The organism is Phenylobacterium sp., assembly GCF_013911965.1.
Classification (GTDB): domain Bacteria; phylum Pseudomonadota; class Alphaproteobacteria; order Caulobacterales; family Caulobacteraceae; genus Phenylobacterium.
Map to the genome: position 1 here is coordinate 133,123 of NZ_JACESE010000004.1, position 18,677 is coordinate 151,799.

Here is an 18,677-nt window from a genome sequence, read left to right on the forward strand (position 1 = left end):
CCACGGATGACGAACGCCGGCCGGGGGCGGCGGTTCATACGCCCTTGGCTTGGCGCGGGCCGGCGACCTAAGGTCCCGTCGCGAAGGACAGGGGGGTCTCATGCGGATCTGGACAAAGGCGGCGCTGGCCGCCGGGGTGGCGGTGGTCGTTCTGGCGGGCGTGGCGGCCGTGCGGACCGCCACCTACGAGGCGCCGGTCGCCCTCGACCCTGGGACGGCGCTGGCCCCCGCCCCCGCATTCGACCTGCAGACAGCCGCCGCCCACCTGTCCCAGGCCATCGGCTTCCGGACCGTCAGCCACCAGGAGGCCGCCGACAACCAGGCCGCCGAGTGGGACCGGCTGCACGCCTGGCTGCAGACCACCTATCCGGCGGCGCATCGGGTCATGAGCCGCGACGTCGTCGCCGGCCATACCCTCGTCTACACCTGGCCGGGGTCCGACGCGTCCCTCGATCCCATCGTCCTGATGGCCCACCAGGACGTCGTGCCGGCCGACGCGGCCGAGGGCTGGACCCATCCGCCCTTCGACGGCGTCATCGCCGACGGCGCGGTCTGGGGCCGCGGGGCGGTGGACGACAAGGGGTCCCTGATCGGCCTGTTCGAGGCGGCCGAGGCCCTGGCGGCGTCCGGCTTCCAGCCGCGCCGCACCATCATCATCGTCAGCGGCCACGACGAGGAGGTCGGCGGCGGCGGGGCTCAGGCGGCCAACGACCTGCTGAAGGCCCGCGGCCTGAAGGCGCAGTTCGTCCTCGACGAGGGCCTGCTGGTGGTCGCCGACAATCCGCTGACCGGCGGCCCCGCCGCCCTGATCGGCGTCGCCGAGAAGGGCTATGCGACCCTCATCGTCTCGGCGCCGGCGGACGGCGGCCACTCCTCGGCCCCGCCGCCGCAGACCGGGGTCGGCGTTCTGGCCAAGGCGGTGAGCGAGATCACCGACCATCCCTTCCCGATGAGCCTGGAGGGTCCCGGCGCCGACATGCTGCGCACCCTGGGCGCCGATGCGCCCCTGCCGCTGAAGGCGGCGCTGGCCAATACCTGGGCGACCGAGCCGCTGATCTTGCGCCAGATGGCGGCCACCCCGGCCGGCGCGGCCCTGCTGCACACCACCATCGCGCCGACCATGCTGCAGGGCAGCGCCAAGGAGAACGTCCTGCCGCGCGAGGCCAAGGCCTGGATCAACTACCGCATCGCGCCCGGCGACACCTCGGAGGACGTTCTGGCGCGCGCGAAGGACGCCGTCGGCGACCTGCCGGTGGAATTCGCCTGGTCCCGTCCGCCGGTGGAGCCCTCGGCCGTCTCGTCGACGGAATCCGACGGCTGGAAGGTGATCGCCGCCCTCGCCGCCGACGTCACCGGCGCTCCGGTCGCGCCGGGCCTGGTCACCGCCGGCACCGACAGCCGCTTTCTGGCCGAGGTGGCGCAGGACACCTACCGCTTCCAGCCGATCACCCTCTCCATGTCCGAGACGACCATGATCCATGGGGTGGACGAGCGCATGACGCTGGGGAATCTCGACCGCATGGTGCGCTTCTACGCCCGGCTCATGGCCACGGCGGCGCGCTGACCCCTTGCGGCGGAGCGCGCGAGGACGCACGTTCCGCCTCACCGCTGATTTCTAGGAGAGCGTAATGGGTTTCCGCCTCGAAGACGAAGACGACGACAAAGAGGGCCGCCTGCCGGACATGCCGATGACGGCGGGGCCGGTGCAGAACGCGCTCTTCAAGTCGCGCACCGTCCTCATCTTCGGTGAGATCGACATGCGGCTGGCCGAGCGCGTCTCCGCCCAGCTGCTGGCCCTGTCGGGCGAGAGCGACGAGGACATCAAGGTCTTCGTCAATTCCCCCGGCGGCCACGTGGAAAGCGGCGACACCGTCCACGACATGATCCGCTACTGCGGTCCCAAGGTGAAGGTCATCGGCACCGGCTGGGTGGCGAGCGCCGGGGCGCACATCTTCCTGGGCGCCACCAAGGAGAACCGCTTCTGCCTGCCGAACACCCGCTTCCTGCTGCACCAGCCGATGGGCGGCGTGCGGGGCCAGGCCTCGGACATCGAGATCGAGGCCGAGGAGATCGTCAAGATGCGCGAGCGGGTCAACCGCATCATCGCGCGCGAGACCGGCCAGACCTATGAGAAGGTCGTCAAGGACACCGATCGGAACTTCTGGATGAACGCCGAGAAGGCGGTCGAATACGGCCTCGTCTCGAAGATCATCGAGAACGCCGCGGCGGTCTGACATGGGCCCCTGGTGGAAGGGGGCGGTGGTCTACCACGTCTACGTCCGGAGTTTCTTCGACTCCGACGGGGACGGTCATGGCGACCTTGCGGGCGTCATGGCCAAGCTGGACTATCTGCAGAGCCTGGGCGTCGACGCCGTCTGGCTCTCCCCCATCCACCCCTCGCCCAATCGCGACTGGGGCTACGACGTCTCCGACTATGACGAGGTCCACCCGGACTACGGCTCGGTCGAGGACTTCCAGGCCCTGACGCAGGCCGCGCACGCCCGCGGCCTGCGTGTCCTGCTGGACGAGGTTCTCTCCCACACCTCCGACGAGCATCCCTGGTTCGCGGCCAGCCGCGACGGGGGTTCGGGCGGGGACAAGGCCGACTGGTACGTCTGGGCCGATCCGGCCGACGACGGGACCGCGCCCAACAACTGGCTCAGCGTCTTCGGCGGGCCGGCCTGGGCCTATCAGCCGGCGCGCCGCCAGCACTATCACCACAAGTTCCTGCGCCAGCAGCCCAAGCTCAACTGGCGCAACCCGGCGACCCGGGAAGCCGCCCTCTCGGTGCTCGACACCTGGCTCGCCCGCGGCGCCGACGGCTTCCGCCTCGACGTGGCCAACGCCTTCCTCCACGACGACCTGCTGCGGGACAATCCGGCGGTTCCGCCCGCCGAGCGCGATCGCGCCGCCTGGGCCCACGCCAGCGACATGCAGCGGCACCTGTTCGATTCCAACCTGCCCGAGAACATCCCCCTGCTGGACGAGGTCCGCCGCCGCGTCGAGTCGCACGGCGCCGACCGCTTCGTGTTCGGCGAGTTCTCCGAGGAGGAGGAGCGCTGCGGCGCCTATTGCAGCCCGCAGGAGGGGCTGCACTCGGCCTACACCTTCGTGCTCCTGAAGGCGCGCAGGCTGGCGGCCGGGCCGTTCCGCGACCACTACCGGACGCTGGAGGCCCATCCCGATCACTGGCCCACGATCTCGCTCAGCAACCACGACGTGATGCGCACGGTCAGCCGCTTCGGCGGTCCAGGCGCGGGCGTGGCCGTCGCCAAGCTGATGCTCGGCCTCCTGATGAGCCTGCGCGGGACGATCCTGCTCTATCAGGGCGAGGAGCTGGGTCTGCCTGAAGCCGAACTGACGCGCAACGAGCTGCGCGATCCGGTGGGCGATCTCTACTGGCCGATCGCCAAGGGCCGCGACGGGGCCCGCACGCCCATGCCCTGGCAGGCCGATGCGCCCCAGCTCGGCTTCTCCACCGGCGCGGCCTGGCTGCCCGCGGCCGAGGCGCACCGGCCGCTGGCGGTCGACCGGCAGGAGCTCGATCCCCGCTCGGCCCTGGCCTTCGCGCGGCAGATGATCGCCCTGCGCAAGGCGTCGCGCGCCCTCACCCTGGGCGGCATCGAGTTCCTGGACACGCCCGAGCCCATCCTCGCCTTCGTCCGCCGCCATGAGGGCCAGGCGGTGGCCTGCGTCTTCAACATGAGCAGCGCCGCGGCCGAGGCGGTTCACCCTCTGCTGAAGGGCGGCGAGATGCTGCCCGTGAGCGCCGGGACGGCCGAACCGCGGGAGGGCGGCCTGTCGCTCGGGCCGCATGCCTGCCGGTTCCTGAAACTTTGATCTAGATTAGGTGCGGGGCCGTTTCCGGCCCGCTAGAAGGCGCCCATGGCCGAAGGCGACAGCAAGACCACCCGCGCGACCGCGACGAAGTTCGGCGAGGGCTTCCTCACCGACATCTGGTACTTCGCGGCCCTCTCCAGCGACCTGAAGCCGGGCAAGTTGCAGCGCTACGAGATCCTCGGCGAGCCCGTCCTGCTGGGCCGCGGGCGCAAGGGCGAGGCCTACGCCATCCGCGACATCTGCCCCCACCGCGCCGCGCCCCTTTCGGCCGGCAAGCTGACGGCGGAGGCCGACGGGCGCGAGAGCGTCGAATGCCCCTATCACGGCTGGCGCTTCGGCACGGACGGCGCCTGCACGGCCATTCCCTCCCTGGTGGCCGACCAGGCGATGGACGTCTCCAAGATCCGCGTGCGCCGCTTCCCCGTTCGCGAAAGCCAGGGCCTGGTCTTCATCTGGATGGCCAGCGACGCCCGCGGCGCCGGCGAGCCAGACTACGATCCGCCGGTCTTTCCAGGCGTGGTCGGCGGAAAGCCCAAGCTGGTCGACCGCATGGACTTCGACAGCCATATCGACCACGCCGTCGTCGGCCTGATGGACCCGGCCCACGGGCCCTACGTCCACCAGCAGTGGTGGTGGCGCTCCTCCAAGAGCCAGCACGAGAAGTCGAAGCGGTTCGAGCCGCGCGAGCAGGGCTTCTCCATGGTCCGGCACGAGCCGTCCAAGAACAGCCGCGCCTACGCCATCCTGGGCGGCGAGCCGCTCACCGAGATCACCTTCCGCATTCCGGGCCTGCGCTGGGAGCATGTGACGGTGGGCGAGCGGCAGGTGCTGTCGCTTACCTGCCTGACGCCGCTGAACGCCGCCAAGACGCGGATCACCCAGATCGTCTGGTCGGACCATCCGGCCTTCTGGCTGCTCAAGCCCTTCATCGCCGCCGGCGCCCGGGCCTTCCTGCGCCAGGACGGCGACATGGTGAACCTGCAGAACGAGGGCCTGCGCTACGATCCCTCCCTGCTGTGGATCGACGACGCCGACCGCCAGGCCAAGTGGTATCAGCAGCTCAAGCGCGAATGGGCCCAGAGCCGGCGTGAGGGCCGGGCTTTCGCCAATCCGGTGGAGCCCGCGCAGCTCCGCTGGCGCAGCTAGGCTGAAGCGCGCGCCCGCCGGCGGAGACGGACATGGAACAGTTCCAGGGCGGTTGTCTCTGCGGGGATGTCCGGTTCGTCGCCGTGGGCCGGCCCCGTCGGGTCGCCCTCTGCCACTGCCTGGACTGCCGCAAGCATCACGGCGCGCTCTTCTACGCCGCCGCCATCTTCCCGCGGGAGGCGGTGAGCGTCCAAGGCGAGATGGGCGACTCTGCCGGTCGATGCTTCTGCCGGCGCTGCGGATCCTCGGTCCTCGCCCGCACGGACGACGAGATCGAGGTCCACCTGGGCGCGCTGGACGAGCCGAACCAGTTCGTCCCGACCCACGAATCCTGGACCGTACGCAGGGAGGCCTGGCTCCCGCCCTTCCCGCTTGACCGCCGCTACCCCCGGAACCGGGAGGAGCCCCGGCCCTAGCGGCGTCAGGCGGCGTCGACCTCCAGCCCGTCGAGGGAGATGGGGGAGAAGCCCGCCTGCAGCGTCCAGTTCATCCTGGCCCCGACCTGGGCGGCCAGGGCGATGGGTTCGGCCTTCTCGAACGGCGTGCGCGCCGCCACGGCGTGGGTCAGCTTCATCTGCAGGATGGGATGGCGCTCGAACAGGCCGGTGTTCGGGTTGCGCAGGTCGCAGTGGGTGACGACCTCCACCTCGTCGAGCGGCAGGAAGCCCAGCATCTCGACGGCGAACCGGAGGGCCGAGGCGCAGACATTGGCGCCATGAAGCTGATGCAGGCGCCCGCGCGGCATGGGGCGGAACACCGCCCGGCCGCCGGGCTGGCGTTCGGCTTCCTCGCAGGGCAGGCCCGCCAGGTCGTGGGCCTCGATCTGAATCTGGAACCGCCCCTTCGCCGGCGAGCAGAAGCGGAAGCGGTCGACGGCGTCATAGGCCGCCGGCAGGGTCGTGTGTTCCGAAAGCCCCTCGTTGATGGTGCGCATGTCGAGTTCGGCGAGCTTGCAGGCGAAGTCGATCTCGCCGTTGTGCTTCTGGGCCTCGCGCCAGGCTTCGCGATAGGCCTGCTCGTCCTGGGTGACGGCCTCGGCGACGCGGGCGGCCAGTTGCCGGCGCTTCTCGCGGTCGGAGCCGAAGAGCTGCTCCAGCCATCCGGGCCGGTAGGCGTTCAGCGCCCGGCGCGCCTCCATCTCGCGATCGTTGGTCCGCACCACCTGGATGCGCGGCTTGGCGGCCACGCTCGCCCAGTCGCGCGGGCGATAGGGGATCCTGTGGCAGCCGGTGAGCTGCGCGATCCTCTGCGCCAGGGCGTCGGCCTCCGCCGCCGGCCCCATGCGACCCTCGCCGGCCGCGCCGAAGCGCTCCTGGAGCTCCTTGGCCCGGGCGGCGCGCTTTGCCTCGCGCTCGATCCGGTCCATGGTGAGCTCGATCGATTGATCGGGACCCGTTTCGCCCATAGCTCCCTCCATTGCCGGCCGTCTTTCTGCGGCCGATCGCCGCATATTCTATCGAACGACGTTATTGAGTGTTTAATGCCGACCTTCACGACAGACGGCGTCGAGATCGCCTTTGACGACATCGCGCCCCCGGACGAGTCCCGGGGCGTCATGCTGCTGGTCCACGGCTTCGCCTCCAACCGGAAGGAAGGCTGGCGTCGCACGGGCTGGTACGCCGCCCTGGAGCGCCGCGGCATGCGCTGCATCGCCCTCGACCAGCGCGGCCATGGCGAGAGCGCAAAGCTGTACGAGCCGGAAGCCTATGGCCGCGACCGGTTGGCGGCCGACGTGATCGCCCTCCTCGACCATCTGGACCTGCGGCGCGTGGACCTGTTCGGCTATTCCATGGGCGCGCGCACCGCGCTCGCCGCCGCGATGGCGGCTCCGGAACGGTTCTCGAACCTGATCCTCGGCGGCGTGGGGGAGAAGCTGCTCGAGCCGCGCGCGCCGTCCGGCCCGACCGACGCCATGGCGCAGGCCATGCTGGCTGACGACCCCGAAACCATCAGCCACCCCATGCTCCGCAGCTTCCGCCACTTCGCCGACGAACAGGGCGAGGATCGCCGGGCCCTGGCCGCCTTCACCCGGGCGCAGAATCCGCCGCTGGACGTGGAGGCCATGAACCGCTCGCCCGTGCCGGTGCTGGTGGTGGCGGGTCAGAGGGACTCAGGCGCCGGCGATCCGGACGGCCTGGCCTCCGCCTTCCCGGAAGGACGCGGGGTGACCGTGGTCGGTTGCGACCACTTCTCGGCCATTCCGCACGCCCTCACCAAGGCCGCCGTCTTCGACTTCCTCGACGGGATGCTCGACGACCCCTTCGCGGACCGCTTCTAGCCGCCCAGGCCGTAGGGGCCGCCACGCTCGATGGCGGCCTTGTAGGCCGGCCGAGCGTGCAGCCTGTCCAGCCAGGCCGTGGCTTGGGGGTAGCCGGCCAGTTTCCCGAAGGCGCGGCCGACCTCGCCGACGAAGCTCATCTGGATGTCGGCGCCCGTCAGGGCCTCGCCGAGCAGATAGTCCCGGCCCTCGAGCGCCTGGTCGAGATAGGCGAGGTGGTTGTCGATCTCGCCCTCGATGCGCGGATGCAGGGGGGCGCCCCCCTCGCCCAGGCGCATGACGTACATGAACAGCATCAGGGGCAGCATGGCCGAGCCCTCGGCGTAGTGCAGCCACTGCAGATAGACCTCGTGGTCGGCGCTGCCCGCCGGCGGCTGCAGCTTTCCGGCCCCGTGGCGGCGGATCAGGTAGTCGATGATCGCGCCCGACTCGTGAACCGTCATCTCGCCGTCGGTGACCACCGGCGACTTGCCGAGGGGATGGACGGCCTTCAGCTCCGGCGGCGCCAGCCGGGTCTGGGCGTCGCGCGCATAGTTGCGGATCTCATAGGGCGCGCCCAGTTCCTCCAGGAGCCAGAGAATGCGCTGAGAGCGGGAATCGTTGAGGTGGTGGACGACGATCATTTGCGGCTCCGATTTTTCGCTTACAGCGTACGCATACGTGGCGCCGCCGGGCAAGCTGCGCCTATAGTCCGCTCATGACCGCCGAAGTTCCCGCCGACCTGATCGATCGCCTGGAGGACGCCGCCGAGGCGGCCGAGGCCTGCGTGGCGCAGGGCCGCCTCGCCCTGTCCGCCGCCATCGCGCCCGAGGGCCGGCTCGACCGCCGGCGCCTGGACGACGAACAGAGGGCCGCCCACGGCCTCGCCTGGGCGGCGGCCTACGCCCAGACTCTCCGTCAGACGGCGGCCTGGGCGCGCGAGCTGTCGGCGGCGGGGCAGTTCGACGAGGCCAGCGCCCGTCCGGCCCAACTGCTCGCCTACGAGTATCTGAGCCAGCTTGCCGGCGGCCTGCCGATGAGCCAGGGCGAGATCGTCCGGCCGGGCGAGATGGGATTCGACCCCGCCCGTCTTGCGCCCCTGGCCGAGCGCCTGCGCCCGCCGCCGGGCGCGTCTGCGCGCATTGTCGAACTGCTGGCGGCCGCCCGCGGCCGGCCGTCGCTGGAGGCGAGCGGGCTCGACGCGACCTACGAACAGATCGCCGACCAGTTCTGCGCGTTCGCGGCGGCGAAGATCGCCCCCTTCGCCCATCGTTGGCACCTGGACGACGCGCTGATTCCCCTGCCGCTCGTCGAGGAGCTCTCGGCCCTCGGCGTCTTCGGCCTGACCCTGCCCGAGGCCTATGGCGGGTCGGGGCTCGGCAAGGTGGCCATGTGCGTGGTCTCCGAGGCCCTGTCGCGGGGCTATATCGGCGTGGGCTCCCTCGGCACCCGCTCGGAGATCGCCGGCGAGTTGATCCTGGCCCACGGAACGGAGGAGCAGAAGACGCGCCTGCTGCCGGCCATCGCCGCGGGACAGATCCTGCCCACGGCGGTCTTCACCGAGCCGGAGGCCGGCTCGGACCTCGCCGCCCTCCGCACGCGAGCCGATCGGACCCCCGGCGGCTGGCGCGTCAGCGGCGCCAAGACCTGGATCACCCACGCCGCCCGCGCGGACCTGATGACGCTTCTGGTCCGCACCGCCCCCGAAAGCCGCGACCACCGCGGCCTGTCCATGTTGCTGGCGCAGAAGCCGCGCGGCGGCGACGCTGAGCCCTTCCCCGCCGCGGGCATGAGCGGCGCGGAGATCGCGGTCATCGGCTATCGGGGGATGAAGGAGTATGAGATCGCCTTCGACGGGTTCGAGGTTCCGGCCGACGCCCTGCTCGGCGGACGGGAAGGCCAGGGCTTCGTCCAGCTGATGGCCACCTTCGAATCCGCCCGCATCCAGACGGCTGCGCGCGCCATCGGCGTGGCCCAGAACGCCCTCGACCTGGCCGTCGACTACGCCCTCGCGCGCCGGCAGTTCGGTCAGCCGCTGGCCAGCTTCCCGCGCGTGGCGGACAAGATCGCCATGATGGCCGCCGAGATCCTCGGGGCGCGCCGGCTGGCCTGGTACGCCGCACGCGCCAAGGACGAAGGCCGGCGCTGCGATCTGGAGGCGGGCATGGCCAAGCTGACCGCCGCCCGGATCGCCTGGGCCAGCGCCGACAACGCGGTCCAGATCCATGGCGGCAACGGATTTGCGGTGGAACAGCCGGTGAGCCGGCTGCTGGCCGACGCCCGCATCCTGAACATCTTCGAAGGCGCCGGCGAGATTCAGGCGCAGGTCATTGCGCGGCGGCTGCTGGAGGGCGGCAACTAGGTCGCCGCGCGCGAGGCGTCGGGATCAGGACGCCGCCCTGCCGGGGGTGAAGCCGCGGGCGATGAGGGCGATCTGCGCGTCCATCACGCCGCTCATGCGCTCGGGCGAGGCGTCCTCCCAGGCGGCCAGCCGGTAGTTCCACGCATAGGCGGCCATCAGCGTGTCGACGATCAGGTCCGGATCGGCGGCGGGATCGACGTCGCCGAGCTCCACCCCCGCCGTCACGCAGTCGCGGATCACGCCGCGCAGACGCGGATTGCGGCCATAGGGCGTGGTGGGCGACCCCGGCCGCCAGGCGTAGGCGGCGGAGATGTGGGCCAGGAAGAGCTGAGTGCGCCGGGTCTCGAACGCGTAATGCAGAGCGAAGATCGAACAGAGCCGGTCGACGGTCGAACCCCGCAGGTGCGGCGCGACCCGATCGAGCTCGGCATAGAGGTCGTCCAGCCGCTCGGCCATCACCTGGCTCAGCACGTCGGCCTTGGAGGCGAAGCAGGTGAAGACGCTGCCGACGGCGACGCCGGCCTGCCGCGCGATCTCCCGCACGGTGGTCTCCTCGTAGCCGACGGTCTCGAAAAGGTCGCGCGCCGCGTCGAGGACGCGTTGCCGGGTCGCCTCCTTTTGGGCCTGGCGTACGTTCAAATTTCCCCCCAAGCGCGTTCTGACGACGCGTCCTGCAACTGTACCGCGCCTAGCTGAACCTGAGGCGGCCCGGCCCGCAAGGCCCATTTCAGTTTTGAAACAGTTCGGCGGCTCAGCCGCGGCGCGCGCCGGCCAGGATGACGCGAATCTGATCGCGGGCGCGCGCTTGAAGGGCGTCCAGGCCCCAGCCGGCGAAGATCGCGTTGGGATAGTTGGCGAGATAGGCGTCGAACAGCATCTGGCTGCGCAGCTTGATCTCACACTCCTGGGAAAGTTCGCCGCGCTCGACGCCAAGGGCGAGCTGTTCCCCGAAGAGGTCGACGATGTGTTGCACGTGGGCGATGCCGCGCAGGGCCTGACCGTCCTCGCAGGACCAGGACATGCCGAAGGCCGCGCGCGCGAGCGGCATCTGGCTCTTGTAGAAGGCGTAGCCGGCGCTGAAGATCTTGAGCAGCGCGTCGTCGACGTTGCGGCCGCGGGCGGCGGCCTCGATCATGGCCTCCTCCAGGGCCGCCAGGTCGGCGACCATGATTTCGCGGAAGAGTTCGGACTTGTCGGCGAAGTTGGCGAAGACCGCGCCGGTCGACATGCCGGCGGCCGCGGCGATGTCGCGGATGGTCGCGCCTTCATAGCCTTCGGTGCTGAACAGCTGACGGGCGGCGGCCAGGACCTTGGCGCGGGTCTGCTGCTTGGCCAGGGCGCGACGCGTCGGCATGCGGACGCGGGCTTCGCTCTGACCTTCGATTCCGGACACGTGTTTCATACTCATCTACTCCAGCTGACCACGCCGTGAAGTGGGCTCGACCGCGGGTTGCAACCCTGAATCGTCGAACGTCGATCTCGGCGGCCTATTTGCGCTCGATCGGAGACGATCTCAAGTGAGGATGTTCATCGAGCGTGTTCAATAACCGCTGTTACAATGGCGACGGCGCCTGTTGCGAACAATTTCGGCGCCCGTTGCGCGCGACGCACCGTCGCAGATGGTTTCCAACCCGCTAAGGGTTTCTTTGCCGCCCACCGTCGAAGGATCTCCCCGGCTGCGATCCAAACGCCGTTCGATGAGCCAGATCACTGGAACAGGAGACTGCGACGCGTGTGCGGAGTCGCGCATCGGCCGACAAGCGCCTAGATTATAGGGCATGAACCAGCTCTTCGCCGTCCTCATTCCCCTCAGCCTGCTGGCCGTGACGGCGGCGCTGGGCGTGGGCATCTATTCTCTCTTCCGCGGCGGCGACTTCGGCCGCTCCTATTCCAACCGGCTGATGCGCCTGCGCGTGATCCTCCAGGCCTGCGCCATCCTGGTCCTGGTGGTCGCCGTGTGGTGGCGGCACAACGGCTGACCCCGCCATGGTCGTGCTGAACCGCATCTACACCCGCACCGGCGACGGCGGCCGCACGCGGCTCGCCGACGGCTCGGAGGTCAGCAAGACCGACGTCCGGGTGGAGGCCTACGGAGCCGTGGACGAGGCCAACGCCTGCATCGGGCTGGCCCGGCTGCACACCGCCCAGGACGCCGAACTCGACGCCATTCTGAGCCGCGCCCAGAACGACCTCTTCGATCTCGGCGCCGACCTTGCCCGGCCGGTGCGCGAGGGCGAAGACCCGGCCAAGGTCCTGCGCACGACGCAGGGGCAGGTGGACCGGCTGGAGGCCGAGATCGACCGCATCAACGCCGATCTGGGCCCGCTCACCTCCTTCGTGCTGCCCGGGGGCTCGGCCGCCGCCGCGGCCCTGCACCTGGCCCGGACCGTCTGTCGCCGGGCGGAGCGGCTGGCCGTGGGCCTCGCCGCCGAGCAGGCGGTCAACGCCCCGGCGCTCAAATACCTGAACAGGCTGTCCGACCTGCTGTTCGTCGCCGCGCGGCGCGCCAACCACAACGGCGCCGAAGACGTCCTGTGGATTCCTGGCGCGACCCGGGAGACCTGAAACGGCGGGCGGCCTAGTTCGCGGCGGGCGTCTCGGCTTCGGCCGCCGCGGCGGCCGCGGCGCGGGCTTCGGCGGCCTTCTTCTCCGGAAGCGTCCGGCCGGTGATGTCGGAGATCAGGACCGGGCGGGCGCAGATGCGGGTCTCCGGATCCCACCAGCGGCCCTTCGCCTCGCACCGTTCGCCGGGCCAGACGAAGTAGGCATGGTAGCCGAACATGCCGGCCACCAGGACGGCGAAGACGCCCAGGAATACGAGTTTCAGTCGGTTGATGATGCGGCTCATGGAAACGCTCATATTCGGCGCATTGCGGCCTGACTAGGGCCACGTGGGGCGCCAATCGCCCCATATCCCCGACTTGCAAAGCGCGCGGGAAACGTTATGCCCCCATGCGACCCATTCTTCCCAAAGCGAATTTGAGGCCCTCATGAAGGTGTTGGTCCCGGTCAAACGGGTGATCGATTACAACGTCAAGCCGCGGGTGAAGTCCGACGAAACCGGTGTGGACCTCGCCAATGTGAAGATGTCCATGAACCCCTTCTGCGAGATCGCCGTCGAAGAGGCGGTCCGTCTGAAGGAAAAGGGCGTCGCGACCGAGGTCGTGGCCGTCTCCATCGGCCCGGCGCAGGCGCAGGAAACCCTGCGGACCGCCCTGGCCATGGGCGCCGACCGCGCCATCCTCGTCCAGACCGACGCCAACCTCGAGCCGCTGGCCGTGGCCAAGGTGCTCAAGGGCGTCATCGACGAGGAGGCGCCGAAGCTGGTGGTCCTCGGCAAGCAGGCCATCGACGGCGACAACAACGCCACCGGCCAGATGCTGGCGGCCCTGCTCGGCTGGCCGCAGGCCACCTTCGCCTCCAAGGTCGAAGTGTCCGGCGACAAGGCGACCGTGACGCGTGAAGTCGACGGCGGCCTGCAGACGATCGAGGCGCCGCTGCCGATGATCGTCACCGCCGACCTGCGCCTGAACGAGCCGCGCTACGCCTCGCTGCCCAACATCATGAAGGCCAAGAAGAAGCCGCTCGACACCAAGGAGGTCTCCTCCTACGGCGTCGACGTCGCCCCCCGCCTGAAGGTGGTGAAGGTGACCGAGCCGCCGAAGCGCGGCGGCGGCATCAAGGTCGAAACCGCGGCCGACCTGGTCGCCAAGCTCAAGAACGAAGCGGGGGTGCTCTAATGGCCGTTCTCGTCATCGCCGACCACGCCGGCGGCGCGCTCAGCGACAACACCCACAAGGCCGTCTCGGCGGCCAAGGCCATCGGCGGCGACGTCGACGTGCTGGTGGCCGGCAAGGACGCCAAGGGCGTCGCCGACGCGGCCGCCAAGATCGAAGGCGTGCGCAAGGTCCTGCTGGCCGAGAGCGACGACCTGGGCCACGGTCTGGCCGAGGCCTTCGAGGCCGCCATCGTGCCGCTGGCCGCCGGCTACGACGCCGTCGTCGCCCCGGCCACCTCGCAGGGCAAGAACTTCGCGCCCCGCGTCGCGGCCAAGCTGGACGTCTCCTACATCTCCGACGTGATCGAGGTGGTCGACGGCTCGACCTTCGTTCGCCCGATCTATGCCGGCAACGCCCTGGAGACCATCCAGTCCTCAGACGCCAAGAAGGTCCTGACCGTCCGCACGACCGCCTTCAAGGCGGCCGGCGAAGGCGGCTCGGCCTCCGTGGAGAACGCCGACGCCGGGGCCGGCGCGGGCGCCACCAAGTTCGTGAACGAAGAGATCGTGAAGTCCGAGCGTCCGGAACTGACCGGCGCCAAGATCGTGGTCTCCGGCGGACGCGCCATGGGCTCGGCCGAAGAGTTCCAGAAGGTGATCGAGCCCCTGGCCGACAAGCTCGGCGCCGCCGTCGGCGCCAGCCGCGCGGCCGTGGACGCGGGCTATGCGCCCAACGACTACCAGGTCGGCCAGACCGGCAAGGTCGTCGCCCCGGAGCTCTACATCGCCATCGGCATCTCCGGCGCCATCCAGCACCTGGCCGGCATGAAGGACTCCAAGGTGATCGTGGCGATCAACAAGGACCCCGACGCGCCGATCTTCCAGGTCGCCGACTACGGCCTGGTCGCCGACTACAAGTCGGCCGTGCCGGAGCTGATGTCCGCCCTCGGCTGACCGACGGACCGGACCGGAGAACGAAGGCGGCGCCCCCGGGCGCCGCCTTTTTTCTTGCGCCCGGCGCCGGCGAAGGCGCGACATTCCGGCCACAGGCGGAACACCGATTACATTGCGGCGCAACATAAAGGCCTTGGCGTGGCCCGCGCGCGGCATGTTAGAAAGCCGTCACAGACAGAGGCGGCTCTTCGTCCGCCCGCCAGTTTTTGGGGCGAATGGACATGGTTGAGATCAAGTCTGTCGGCGTCATCGGCGCCGGCCAGATGGGCTCCGGCATCGCGCACGTCTGCGCCTTGGGCGGATACGAAGTCCGGCTGCACGACGTCAGCCGCGAGCGCATCGAGGCGGGCGTCTCGATCGTCGAGCAGGCCATGGCCCGCCAGGTCTCCCGCGGGATGATCGACCAGGCGCAGATGGACGCCGCTCTGGCCCGCATCAAGCCGGCCGTCGAGCTTCAGGACGTCGGCGCCACCGACCTGGCCATCGAGGCTGCGACCGAGAACGAAGAGGTCAAGAAGACCATCTTCCGCGCCCTGTCGCCGCACCTGGCCGAAAACACCCTGCTGGCCTCCAACACCTCGTCCATCTCGATCACCCGTCTGGCCTCGGCCACGGACCGGCCCGAGCGGTTCATCGGCCTGCACTTCATGAACCCCGTGCCGCGCATGAACCTGGTGGAGATCATCCGGGGCATCGCGACCGACGCCGGAACCTACGAGGCCGCGGTGAGCTTCGCGCGCTCGCTCGGCAAGACCACCGCCAACGCCGAGGACTTCCCCGCCTTCATCGTCAACCGCATCCTGGTGCCGATGATCAACGAGGCCATCTACACCCTCTATGAGGGGGTCGGCACGGTGGAGGCCATCGACACGGCCATGAAGCTGGGCGCCAACCATCCCATGGGCCCGCTGGAGCTGGGCGACTTCATCGGGCTGGACACCGTCCTGTCGATCATGAACGTCCTCTACGACGGCCTGGCCGACTCCAAGTACCGGCCCTGCCCGCTGCTGGTGAAGTATGTCGAGGCCGGTTGGCTGGGCCGCAAGGCCGGCCGCGGCTTCTACGACTATCGCGGCGAGACGCCGGTCCCGACCCGCTGATCGGCCGGTTTCGCCGCCGCCCGGCGGCCGCGTCACTTCGACTCTGTTAATCCATTCGACTTGCAGAGCCTCGCCGTTCGATAATCGGGGCGATTCGAACAGGCGGGATCATGCGACGGCTGACTCTCGCGCTGCTCTGCGGCGCCTATCTCTGTCTGGCCCTGATCATCGCCCTGTCGCTTTGGCGAAACGGCGGCGGATGGGGTGCGGGCGTTGCGGCCCTGGTCGGCGGCCTGGGTCTGGCCTTCGCCTTCCACGGGCTGATCGAGCACGCGCTCACCGCGGCCGGCCTGCGCACCGAGATCGCCGCCATCCGTGACGCCCACAAGATCCTGATCGACCAGGTGGAGCGGGTGGACGCGCGCCTCTCCGAGGTGGTCGAGACGATCACCGACGACGCCCTTCGCCGCTCCGAAGAACTGTCGAGCGAGGTCCACATGCTGGAGGACCTGGTGCAGCGCATGGGCCAGCGGCTGGAGGAGCGGATGACCGCCCCGCCGATCCACGCCCGCCACGCCCACGACCATCGACGGGAATCCGCCCTGCTGGAGACGGTGCGGGGCGCGCTCGCGGAAAACCGCGTCGACCTCTATCTCCAGCCGGTCGTGGCCCTGCCCCAGCGGCGGACGGTCTTCTACGAGAGCTTCTCGCGCCTGCGCGACGAGAGCGGCCGGGTCCTGATGCCCGCCGAGTACATCAGCGTCGCCGAGCCTGAAGGGTTGATGACCTCGATCGACAACCTGCTGCTGTTCCGCTGCGTCCAGATCGTGCGTCGCCTGGCCAAGCAGGACCGTCAGGTCGGCATCTTCTGCAATGTGGCGCCCACCAGCCTGGGCGACGAGAGCTTCTTCCCGCAGTTCCTGGACATGCTCTCGGCCAACCGGGATCTCGCCGGCGCGCTCATCTTCGAACTGGGCCAGGCCGCCTTCGAGGCGCGCGGCTCGGTGGAAGCCCGCAACATGGCCAAGCTCGCCGATCTCGGCTTCCGCTTCTCGCTGGACAAGGTCACCGACCTCGATTTCGACCTGCAGGATCTCAGCCGGTCGGACGTGAAGTTCGTCCGCGTGGGCGCCCAGATGCTGCTGGACGAGATGGTCGAGCTGGACGGCCGCCTGGTGCTGAAGTCCCTGCCGGACCTCGCGGCCGAGGACTTCTGCCAGCTGACCCGCCGCTATGGCGTCGAGGTGATCGTCGAGAAGGTCGAGAGCGAGCGCCAGATCGTCGACCTCCTGGAGCTCGACGTCGGCTACGGCCAGGGGCACCTGTTCGGCGAGCCGCGCCCGATCCGCGAGGCGGTCCTGGCCGAGGCCGACCCGCCGACGGATTTCCTGCGCCAGAACCTCCGCCGACGCGCCGGCGGACGCGGTTGACCGCAGGCGCGGCGAAGGCTACCGCCGCGCGGCCATGATCACGCCCGCCACGCCGCAAGGCCTTTCCGACCTCACCGACCGCTACGACGTCCTGCTGAGCGACGTCTGGGGCGTCATCCACAACGGCCGGGAGAGCTTTCCCGAGGCCTGCGCGGCGCTCGCCCGCTGGCGCGCCGAGCGGGGACCGGTGATCCTGATCTCCAACTCGCCACGCCCATCCAAGGACGTGGTGGCCCAGCTCGACTCGCTGAAGGTGCCGCGCGAGGCCTGGTCGGCCTTCGTCACCTCCGGGGACGCCACCCGTCGCCTGCTGGCCGAACGCGCGCCCGGTCCGGCCTGGCGCCTGGGCCCCGACCGCGACGCCCCGCTGTACGAGGGCCTGGGCCTCTCCTTCTCCCGTCTGGACGAGGCCGCCTTCATCGCCTGCACCGGCCCCATCGACGACGAAACCGAAGGCCCCGGCGACTATCAGGACCGCTTCGAGGCCGCCGCCGCCCGCGGCCTGGAGATGGTCTGCGCCAATCCCGACATCGTCGTGCAGCGCGGCGACCGGCTGATCTATTGCGGCGGGGCGCTCGCCCAGCTCTACGAGACCCTGGGCGGCAAGGTCGCCATGGCCGGCAAGCCGCACGCGCCCATCTACGACCTGTGCGTGATCGAGGCCGAGCGTCTGGCGGGCGGCCCCGTCGACCGCTCGCGCATTCTCTGCATCGGCGACGGTGTGGCCACCGACGTCAAGGGCGCCAACGCCCAGGGCCTGGACGTGCTGTTCGTGGCCGGCGGGATCCACGGCGCGGAGACCATCGGTCCTGACGGCCTGAACGCCGAGGCCGTGGGCCGGCTGCTCGCCCAGGAAGGGGCGGAGGCGCGCTGGGCGATGGCGGCGCTCGGCTGGTGAGCTCCGCTATTCCGCCGCCACGCGGGTGAGCGTGTAGGGCATGTCGGCCGGCGTCTCGTTCAGATCCCGGTCAAGCACGCGCAGCGCATCTTCGCCGTCCGCCCGGAAGTAGCGGCTGGTTTCCGGCGTCGCCGGATCGAGCTGATAGACGGTGGCGTCCGGATCGGCGGCGCTGCCGCGCAGCGTGCCCCACTCGCCCTCGCTGACGATCGGATCGCCCCGGCCCTGATAGGTTTCCGTCAGCCGGTACGTCCCGTCGCCCCAATGAGGCCCCTTGCGGGTCAGTTCGAGCCGCGTCTCGATGCCCGGGCAGTCGGCGCAGGGCAGGACGCCCTCGAAGACGCCCAGCAGAACCGGCGTTTCGGCGGGCGCTTCCGCCGCCGCCGTGGTTTGCGGCGGGGCCTCTTCGGCCGGCCGGCCGCTCTCTTGGCCGCACGACGCCAGGACGCCCGCCAGGATGGCGATCCCGACGCTCGACTTGAACATTCCCATCTTCCCCCCCATTGGAAAGCCTCCACGCGGTCGGAGAGTGTGCGAGGACGCGGGCTTCGTCCAGATGAACCCCGCGCCCGTAGAGCCGCCAGGAACGCCGCAAGAGGGGAGCGCGATTTGCCGGGACTATTCTTCGAGGATCTCAGCCTCGACCAGGGTGCGGAGATCGCCCGCACGGTGACCGCCGCCGACATCGAGGCCTTCGCCCAGGTCTCGGGCGACACCAATCCGCTGCACCTGGACGAGGACTACGCCCGGGAAACGCCTTTCGGCCGGCGCATCGCCCACGGCATGCTGACCGGGGCCTATATCTCCGCCGTGCTCGGCACGCGCCTGCCGGGTCCGGGCGCGGTCTATCTCTCCCAGAGCCTGCGCTTCCGCCGGCCGGTGGGCATCGGCGACGAGGTCGTGGCCCAGGTGGTGGTGCGCGAGCTGGACGAGCGGCGCGGTCACGTGACGCTGGCGACCAGCTGCAAGGTGGGCGGCAAGGTGGTGGCTGACGGCGAAGCCGTGGTCGTGGTTCCCAAGCGGAGCGCTTGA

General features: G+C 70.0%; 21 protein-coding genes. 15 read left to right on the top strand and 6 right to left on the bottom strand.

Going from position 1 to position 18,677, the window contains the following annotated elements:
* Positions 1-100 precede the first annotated feature (100 nt).
* From H2041_RS05600 to H2041_RS05620, 5 genes are all read left to right on the top strand, one after another.
* The gene (locus tag H2041_RS05600) at positions 101-1,564 is read left to right on the top strand and encodes a M20 family peptidase (RefSeq protein WP_293410397.1); all 1,464 of its coding nucleotides are present in this window, start codon (positions 101-103) and stop codon (positions 1,562-1,564) included.
* 64 nt (positions 1,565-1,628) lie between these two features.
* The gene (locus tag H2041_RS05605) at positions 1,629-2,234 is read left to right on the top strand and encodes an ATP-dependent Clp protease proteolytic subunit (protein ID WP_293410400.1); all 606 of its coding nucleotides are present in this window, start codon (positions 1,629-1,631) and stop codon (positions 2,232-2,234) included.
* A 1-nt stretch (position 2,235) separates the two neighbouring features.
* Positions 2,236-3,840, top strand: coding sequence for an alpha-glucosidase family protein (locus H2041_RS05610; protein WP_293410403.1), 1,605 nt, complete (start codon positions 2,236-2,238; stop codon positions 3,838-3,840).
* 45 nt (positions 3,841-3,885) lie between these two features.
* Entirely contained in the window at positions 3,886-4,986 is a 1,101-nt protein-coding gene (locus H2041_RS05615) for an aromatic ring-hydroxylating dioxygenase subunit alpha (protein ID WP_293410405.1), read from the top strand.
* 32 nt (positions 4,987-5,018) lie between these two features.
* A complete protein-coding gene (locus H2041_RS05620) occupies positions 5,019-5,402 on the top strand; it encodes a GFA family protein (RefSeq protein WP_293410407.1) in 384 nt (127 codons plus the stop codon).
* 5 nt (positions 5,403-5,407) lie between these two features.
* Here the strand turns inward: H2041_RS05620 and H2041_RS05625 are convergent, their stop codons facing one another.
* Positions 5,408-6,391, bottom strand: coding sequence for a hypothetical protein (locus tag H2041_RS05625; RefSeq protein WP_293410410.1), 984 nt, complete (start codon positions 6,389-6,391; stop codon positions 5,408-5,410).
* A 75-nt stretch (positions 6,392-6,466) separates the two neighbouring features.
* Here H2041_RS05625 and H2041_RS05630 point away from each other — a divergent pair, with 75 nt between their 5' ends.
* Complete coding sequence (locus H2041_RS05630; protein ID WP_293410412.1) at positions 6,467-7,264, top strand: alpha/beta fold hydrolase; 798 nt, start codon at positions 6,467-6,469, stop codon at positions 7,262-7,264.
* On the opposite strand, the gene H2041_RS05635 is transcribed toward H2041_RS05630, so the two are convergent.
* Positions 7,261-7,887: a glutathione S-transferase gene (locus H2041_RS05635; protein WP_293410415.1), complete on the bottom strand. Its 627-nt coding sequence runs from the start codon at positions 7,885-7,887 to the stop codon at positions 7,261-7,263. The genes H2041_RS05630 and H2041_RS05635 overlap by 4 nt on opposite strands.
* Before the next feature lie 74 nt (positions 7,888-7,961).
* Between H2041_RS05635 and H2041_RS05640 the strand changes: the two genes are divergently transcribed.
* The gene (locus tag H2041_RS05640; RefSeq protein ID WP_293410418.1) at positions 7,962-9,605 is read left to right on the top strand and encodes an acyl-CoA dehydrogenase family protein; all 1,644 of its coding nucleotides are present in this window, start codon (positions 7,962-7,964) and stop codon (positions 9,603-9,605) included.
* A gap of 24 nt (positions 9,606-9,629) precedes the next feature.
* Here H2041_RS05640 and H2041_RS05645 read toward each other — a convergent pair whose 3' ends face one another.
* A complete protein-coding gene (locus tag H2041_RS05645) occupies positions 9,630-10,244 on the bottom strand; it encodes a TetR/AcrR family transcriptional regulator (protein WP_293410420.1) in 615 nt (204 codons plus the stop codon).
* Positions 10,245-10,356: 112 nt separating this feature from the next.
* A complete protein-coding gene (locus H2041_RS05650) occupies positions 10,357-11,013 on the bottom strand; it encodes a TetR/AcrR family transcriptional regulator (RefSeq protein ID WP_293410422.1) in 657 nt (218 codons plus the stop codon).
* A 370-nt stretch (positions 11,014-11,383) separates the two neighbouring features.
* Between H2041_RS05650 and H2041_RS05655 the strand changes: the two genes are divergently transcribed.
* Positions 11,384-11,584, top strand: coding sequence for a twin transmembrane helix small protein (locus tag H2041_RS05655; RefSeq protein WP_293410425.1), 201 nt, complete (start codon positions 11,384-11,386; stop codon positions 11,582-11,584).
* Positions 11,585-11,591: 7 nt separating this feature from the next.
* Positions 11,592-12,170: a cob(I)yrinic acid a,c-diamide adenosyltransferase gene (locus tag H2041_RS05660; protein WP_293410428.1), complete on the top strand. Its 579-nt coding sequence runs from the start codon at positions 11,592-11,594 to the stop codon at positions 12,168-12,170.
* 13 nt (positions 12,171-12,183) lie between these two features.
* Here H2041_RS05660 and H2041_RS05665 read toward each other — a convergent pair whose 3' ends face one another.
* Complete coding sequence (locus H2041_RS05665; RefSeq protein ID WP_293410430.1) at positions 12,184-12,453, bottom strand: hypothetical protein; 270 nt, start codon at positions 12,451-12,453, stop codon at positions 12,184-12,186.
* Between the two features lie 142 nt (positions 12,454-12,595).
* On the opposite strand from H2041_RS05665, the gene H2041_RS05670 reads away from it, so the two are divergent.
* The 5 genes from H2041_RS05670 to H2041_RS05690 all read left to right on the top strand — a co-directional run bounded on the left by H2041_RS05670 (position 12,596) and on the right by H2041_RS05690 (position 17,645).
* Positions 12,596-13,345 (top strand): electron transfer flavoprotein subunit beta/FixA family protein, encoded by a 750-nt coding sequence (locus H2041_RS05670; protein WP_293410432.1) that lies wholly within the window; start codon positions 12,596-12,598, stop codon positions 13,343-13,345.
* Positions 13,345-14,277, top strand: a complete 933-nt coding sequence (locus H2041_RS05675) for an electron transfer flavoprotein subunit alpha/FixB family protein (RefSeq protein ID WP_293410434.1) — start codon at positions 13,345-13,347, stop codon at positions 14,275-14,277. The genes H2041_RS05670 and H2041_RS05675 overlap by 1 nt, the downstream gene beginning before the upstream one ends.
* A gap of 221 nt (positions 14,278-14,498) precedes the next feature.
* Positions 14,499-15,377, top strand: a complete 879-nt coding sequence (locus H2041_RS05680) for a 3-hydroxybutyryl-CoA dehydrogenase (RefSeq protein WP_293410436.1) — start codon at positions 14,499-14,501, stop codon at positions 15,375-15,377.
* 110 nt (positions 15,378-15,487) lie between these two features.
* Positions 15,488-16,747, top strand: a complete 1,260-nt coding sequence (locus H2041_RS05685) for an EAL domain-containing protein (RefSeq protein WP_293410438.1) — start codon at positions 15,488-15,490, stop codon at positions 16,745-16,747.
* Positions 16,748-16,781: 34 nt separating this feature from the next.
* On the top strand, positions 16,782-17,645 hold the full coding sequence (locus tag H2041_RS05690) for a TIGR01459 family HAD-type hydrolase (RefSeq protein WP_293410440.1): 864 nt from the start codon (positions 16,782-16,784) through the stop codon (positions 17,643-17,645).
* A 6-nt stretch (positions 17,646-17,651) separates the two neighbouring features.
* On the opposite strand, the gene H2041_RS05695 is transcribed toward H2041_RS05690, so the two are convergent.
* Positions 17,652-18,131 (bottom strand): copper resistance protein NlpE, encoded by a 480-nt coding sequence (locus H2041_RS05695; RefSeq protein ID WP_293410441.1) that lies wholly within the window; start codon positions 18,129-18,131, stop codon positions 17,652-17,654.
* Positions 18,132-18,254: 123 nt separating this feature from the next.
* Here H2041_RS05695 and H2041_RS05700 point away from each other — a divergent pair, with 123 nt between their 5' ends.
* Positions 18,255-18,677, top strand: a complete 423-nt coding sequence (locus H2041_RS05700) for a MaoC family dehydratase (RefSeq protein ID WP_293410443.1) — start codon at positions 18,255-18,257, stop codon at positions 18,675-18,677.

Excerpts from the sequence above, each read along its gene's own strand:
- H2041_RS05660 (WP_293410428.1), top strand. The coding sequence starts at position 11,592 with ATGGTCGTGCTGAACCGCATCTACACCCGCACCGGCGACGGCGGCCGC.
- H2041_RS05635 (WP_293410415.1), bottom strand. The coding sequence starts at position 7,887 with ATGATCGTCGTCCACCACCTCAACGATTCCCGCTCTCAGCGCATTCTC.
- H2041_RS05630 (WP_293410412.1), top strand. The coding sequence starts at position 6,467 with ATGCCGACCTTCACGACAGACGGCGTCGAGATCGCCTTTGACGACATC.
- H2041_RS05670 (WP_293410432.1), top strand. The coding sequence starts at position 12,596 with ATGAAGGTGTTGGTCCCGGTCAAACGGGTGATCGATTACAACGTCAAG.
- H2041_RS05640 (WP_293410418.1), top strand. The coding sequence starts at position 7,962 with ATGACCGCCGAAGTTCCCGCCGACCTGATCGATCGCCTGGAGGACGCC.
- H2041_RS05605 (WP_293410400.1), top strand. The coding sequence starts at position 1,629 with ATGGGTTTCCGCCTCGAAGACGAAGACGACGACAAAGAGGGCCGCCTG.
- H2041_RS05655 (WP_293410425.1), top strand. The coding sequence starts at position 11,384 with ATGAACCAGCTCTTCGCCGTCCTCATTCCCCTCAGCCTGCTGGCCGTG.
- H2041_RS05610 (WP_293410403.1), top strand. The coding sequence starts at position 2,236 with ATGGGCCCCTGGTGGAAGGGGGCGGTGGTCTACCACGTCTACGTCCGG.
- H2041_RS05685 (WP_293410438.1), top strand. The coding sequence starts at position 15,488 with ATGCGACGGCTGACTCTCGCGCTGCTCTGCGGCGCCTATCTCTGTCTG.
- H2041_RS05620 (WP_293410407.1), top strand. The coding sequence starts at position 5,019 with ATGGAACAGTTCCAGGGCGGTTGTCTCTGCGGGGATGTCCGGTTCGTC.
- H2041_RS05675 (WP_293410434.1), top strand. The coding sequence starts at position 13,345 with ATGGCCGTTCTCGTCATCGCCGACCACGCCGGCGGCGCGCTCAGCGAC.
- H2041_RS05615 (WP_293410405.1), top strand. The coding sequence starts at position 3,886 with ATGGCCGAAGGCGACAGCAAGACCACCCGCGCGACCGCGACGAAGTTC.
- H2041_RS05695 (WP_293410441.1), bottom strand. The coding sequence starts at position 18,131 with ATGTTCAAGTCGAGCGTCGGGATCGCCATCCTGGCGGGCGTCCTGGCG.
- H2041_RS05680 (WP_293410436.1), top strand. The coding sequence starts at position 14,499 with ATGGTTGAGATCAAGTCTGTCGGCGTCATCGGCGCCGGCCAGATGGGC.
- H2041_RS05690 (WP_293410440.1), top strand. The coding sequence starts at position 16,782 with ATGATCACGCCCGCCACGCCGCAAGGCCTTTCCGACCTCACCGACCGC.
- H2041_RS05625 (WP_293410410.1), bottom strand. The coding sequence starts at position 6,391 with ATGGGCGAAACGGGTCCCGATCAATCGATCGAGCTCACCATGGACCGG.
- H2041_RS05600 (WP_293410397.1), top strand. The coding sequence starts at position 101 with ATGCGGATCTGGACAAAGGCGGCGCTGGCCGCCGGGGTGGCGGTGGTC.
- H2041_RS05665 (WP_293410430.1), bottom strand. The coding sequence starts at position 12,453 with ATGAGCCGCATCATCAACCGACTGAAACTCGTATTCCTGGGCGTCTTC.
- H2041_RS05650 (WP_293410422.1), bottom strand. The coding sequence starts at position 11,013 with ATGAGTATGAAACACGTGTCCGGAATCGAAGGTCAGAGCGAAGCCCGC.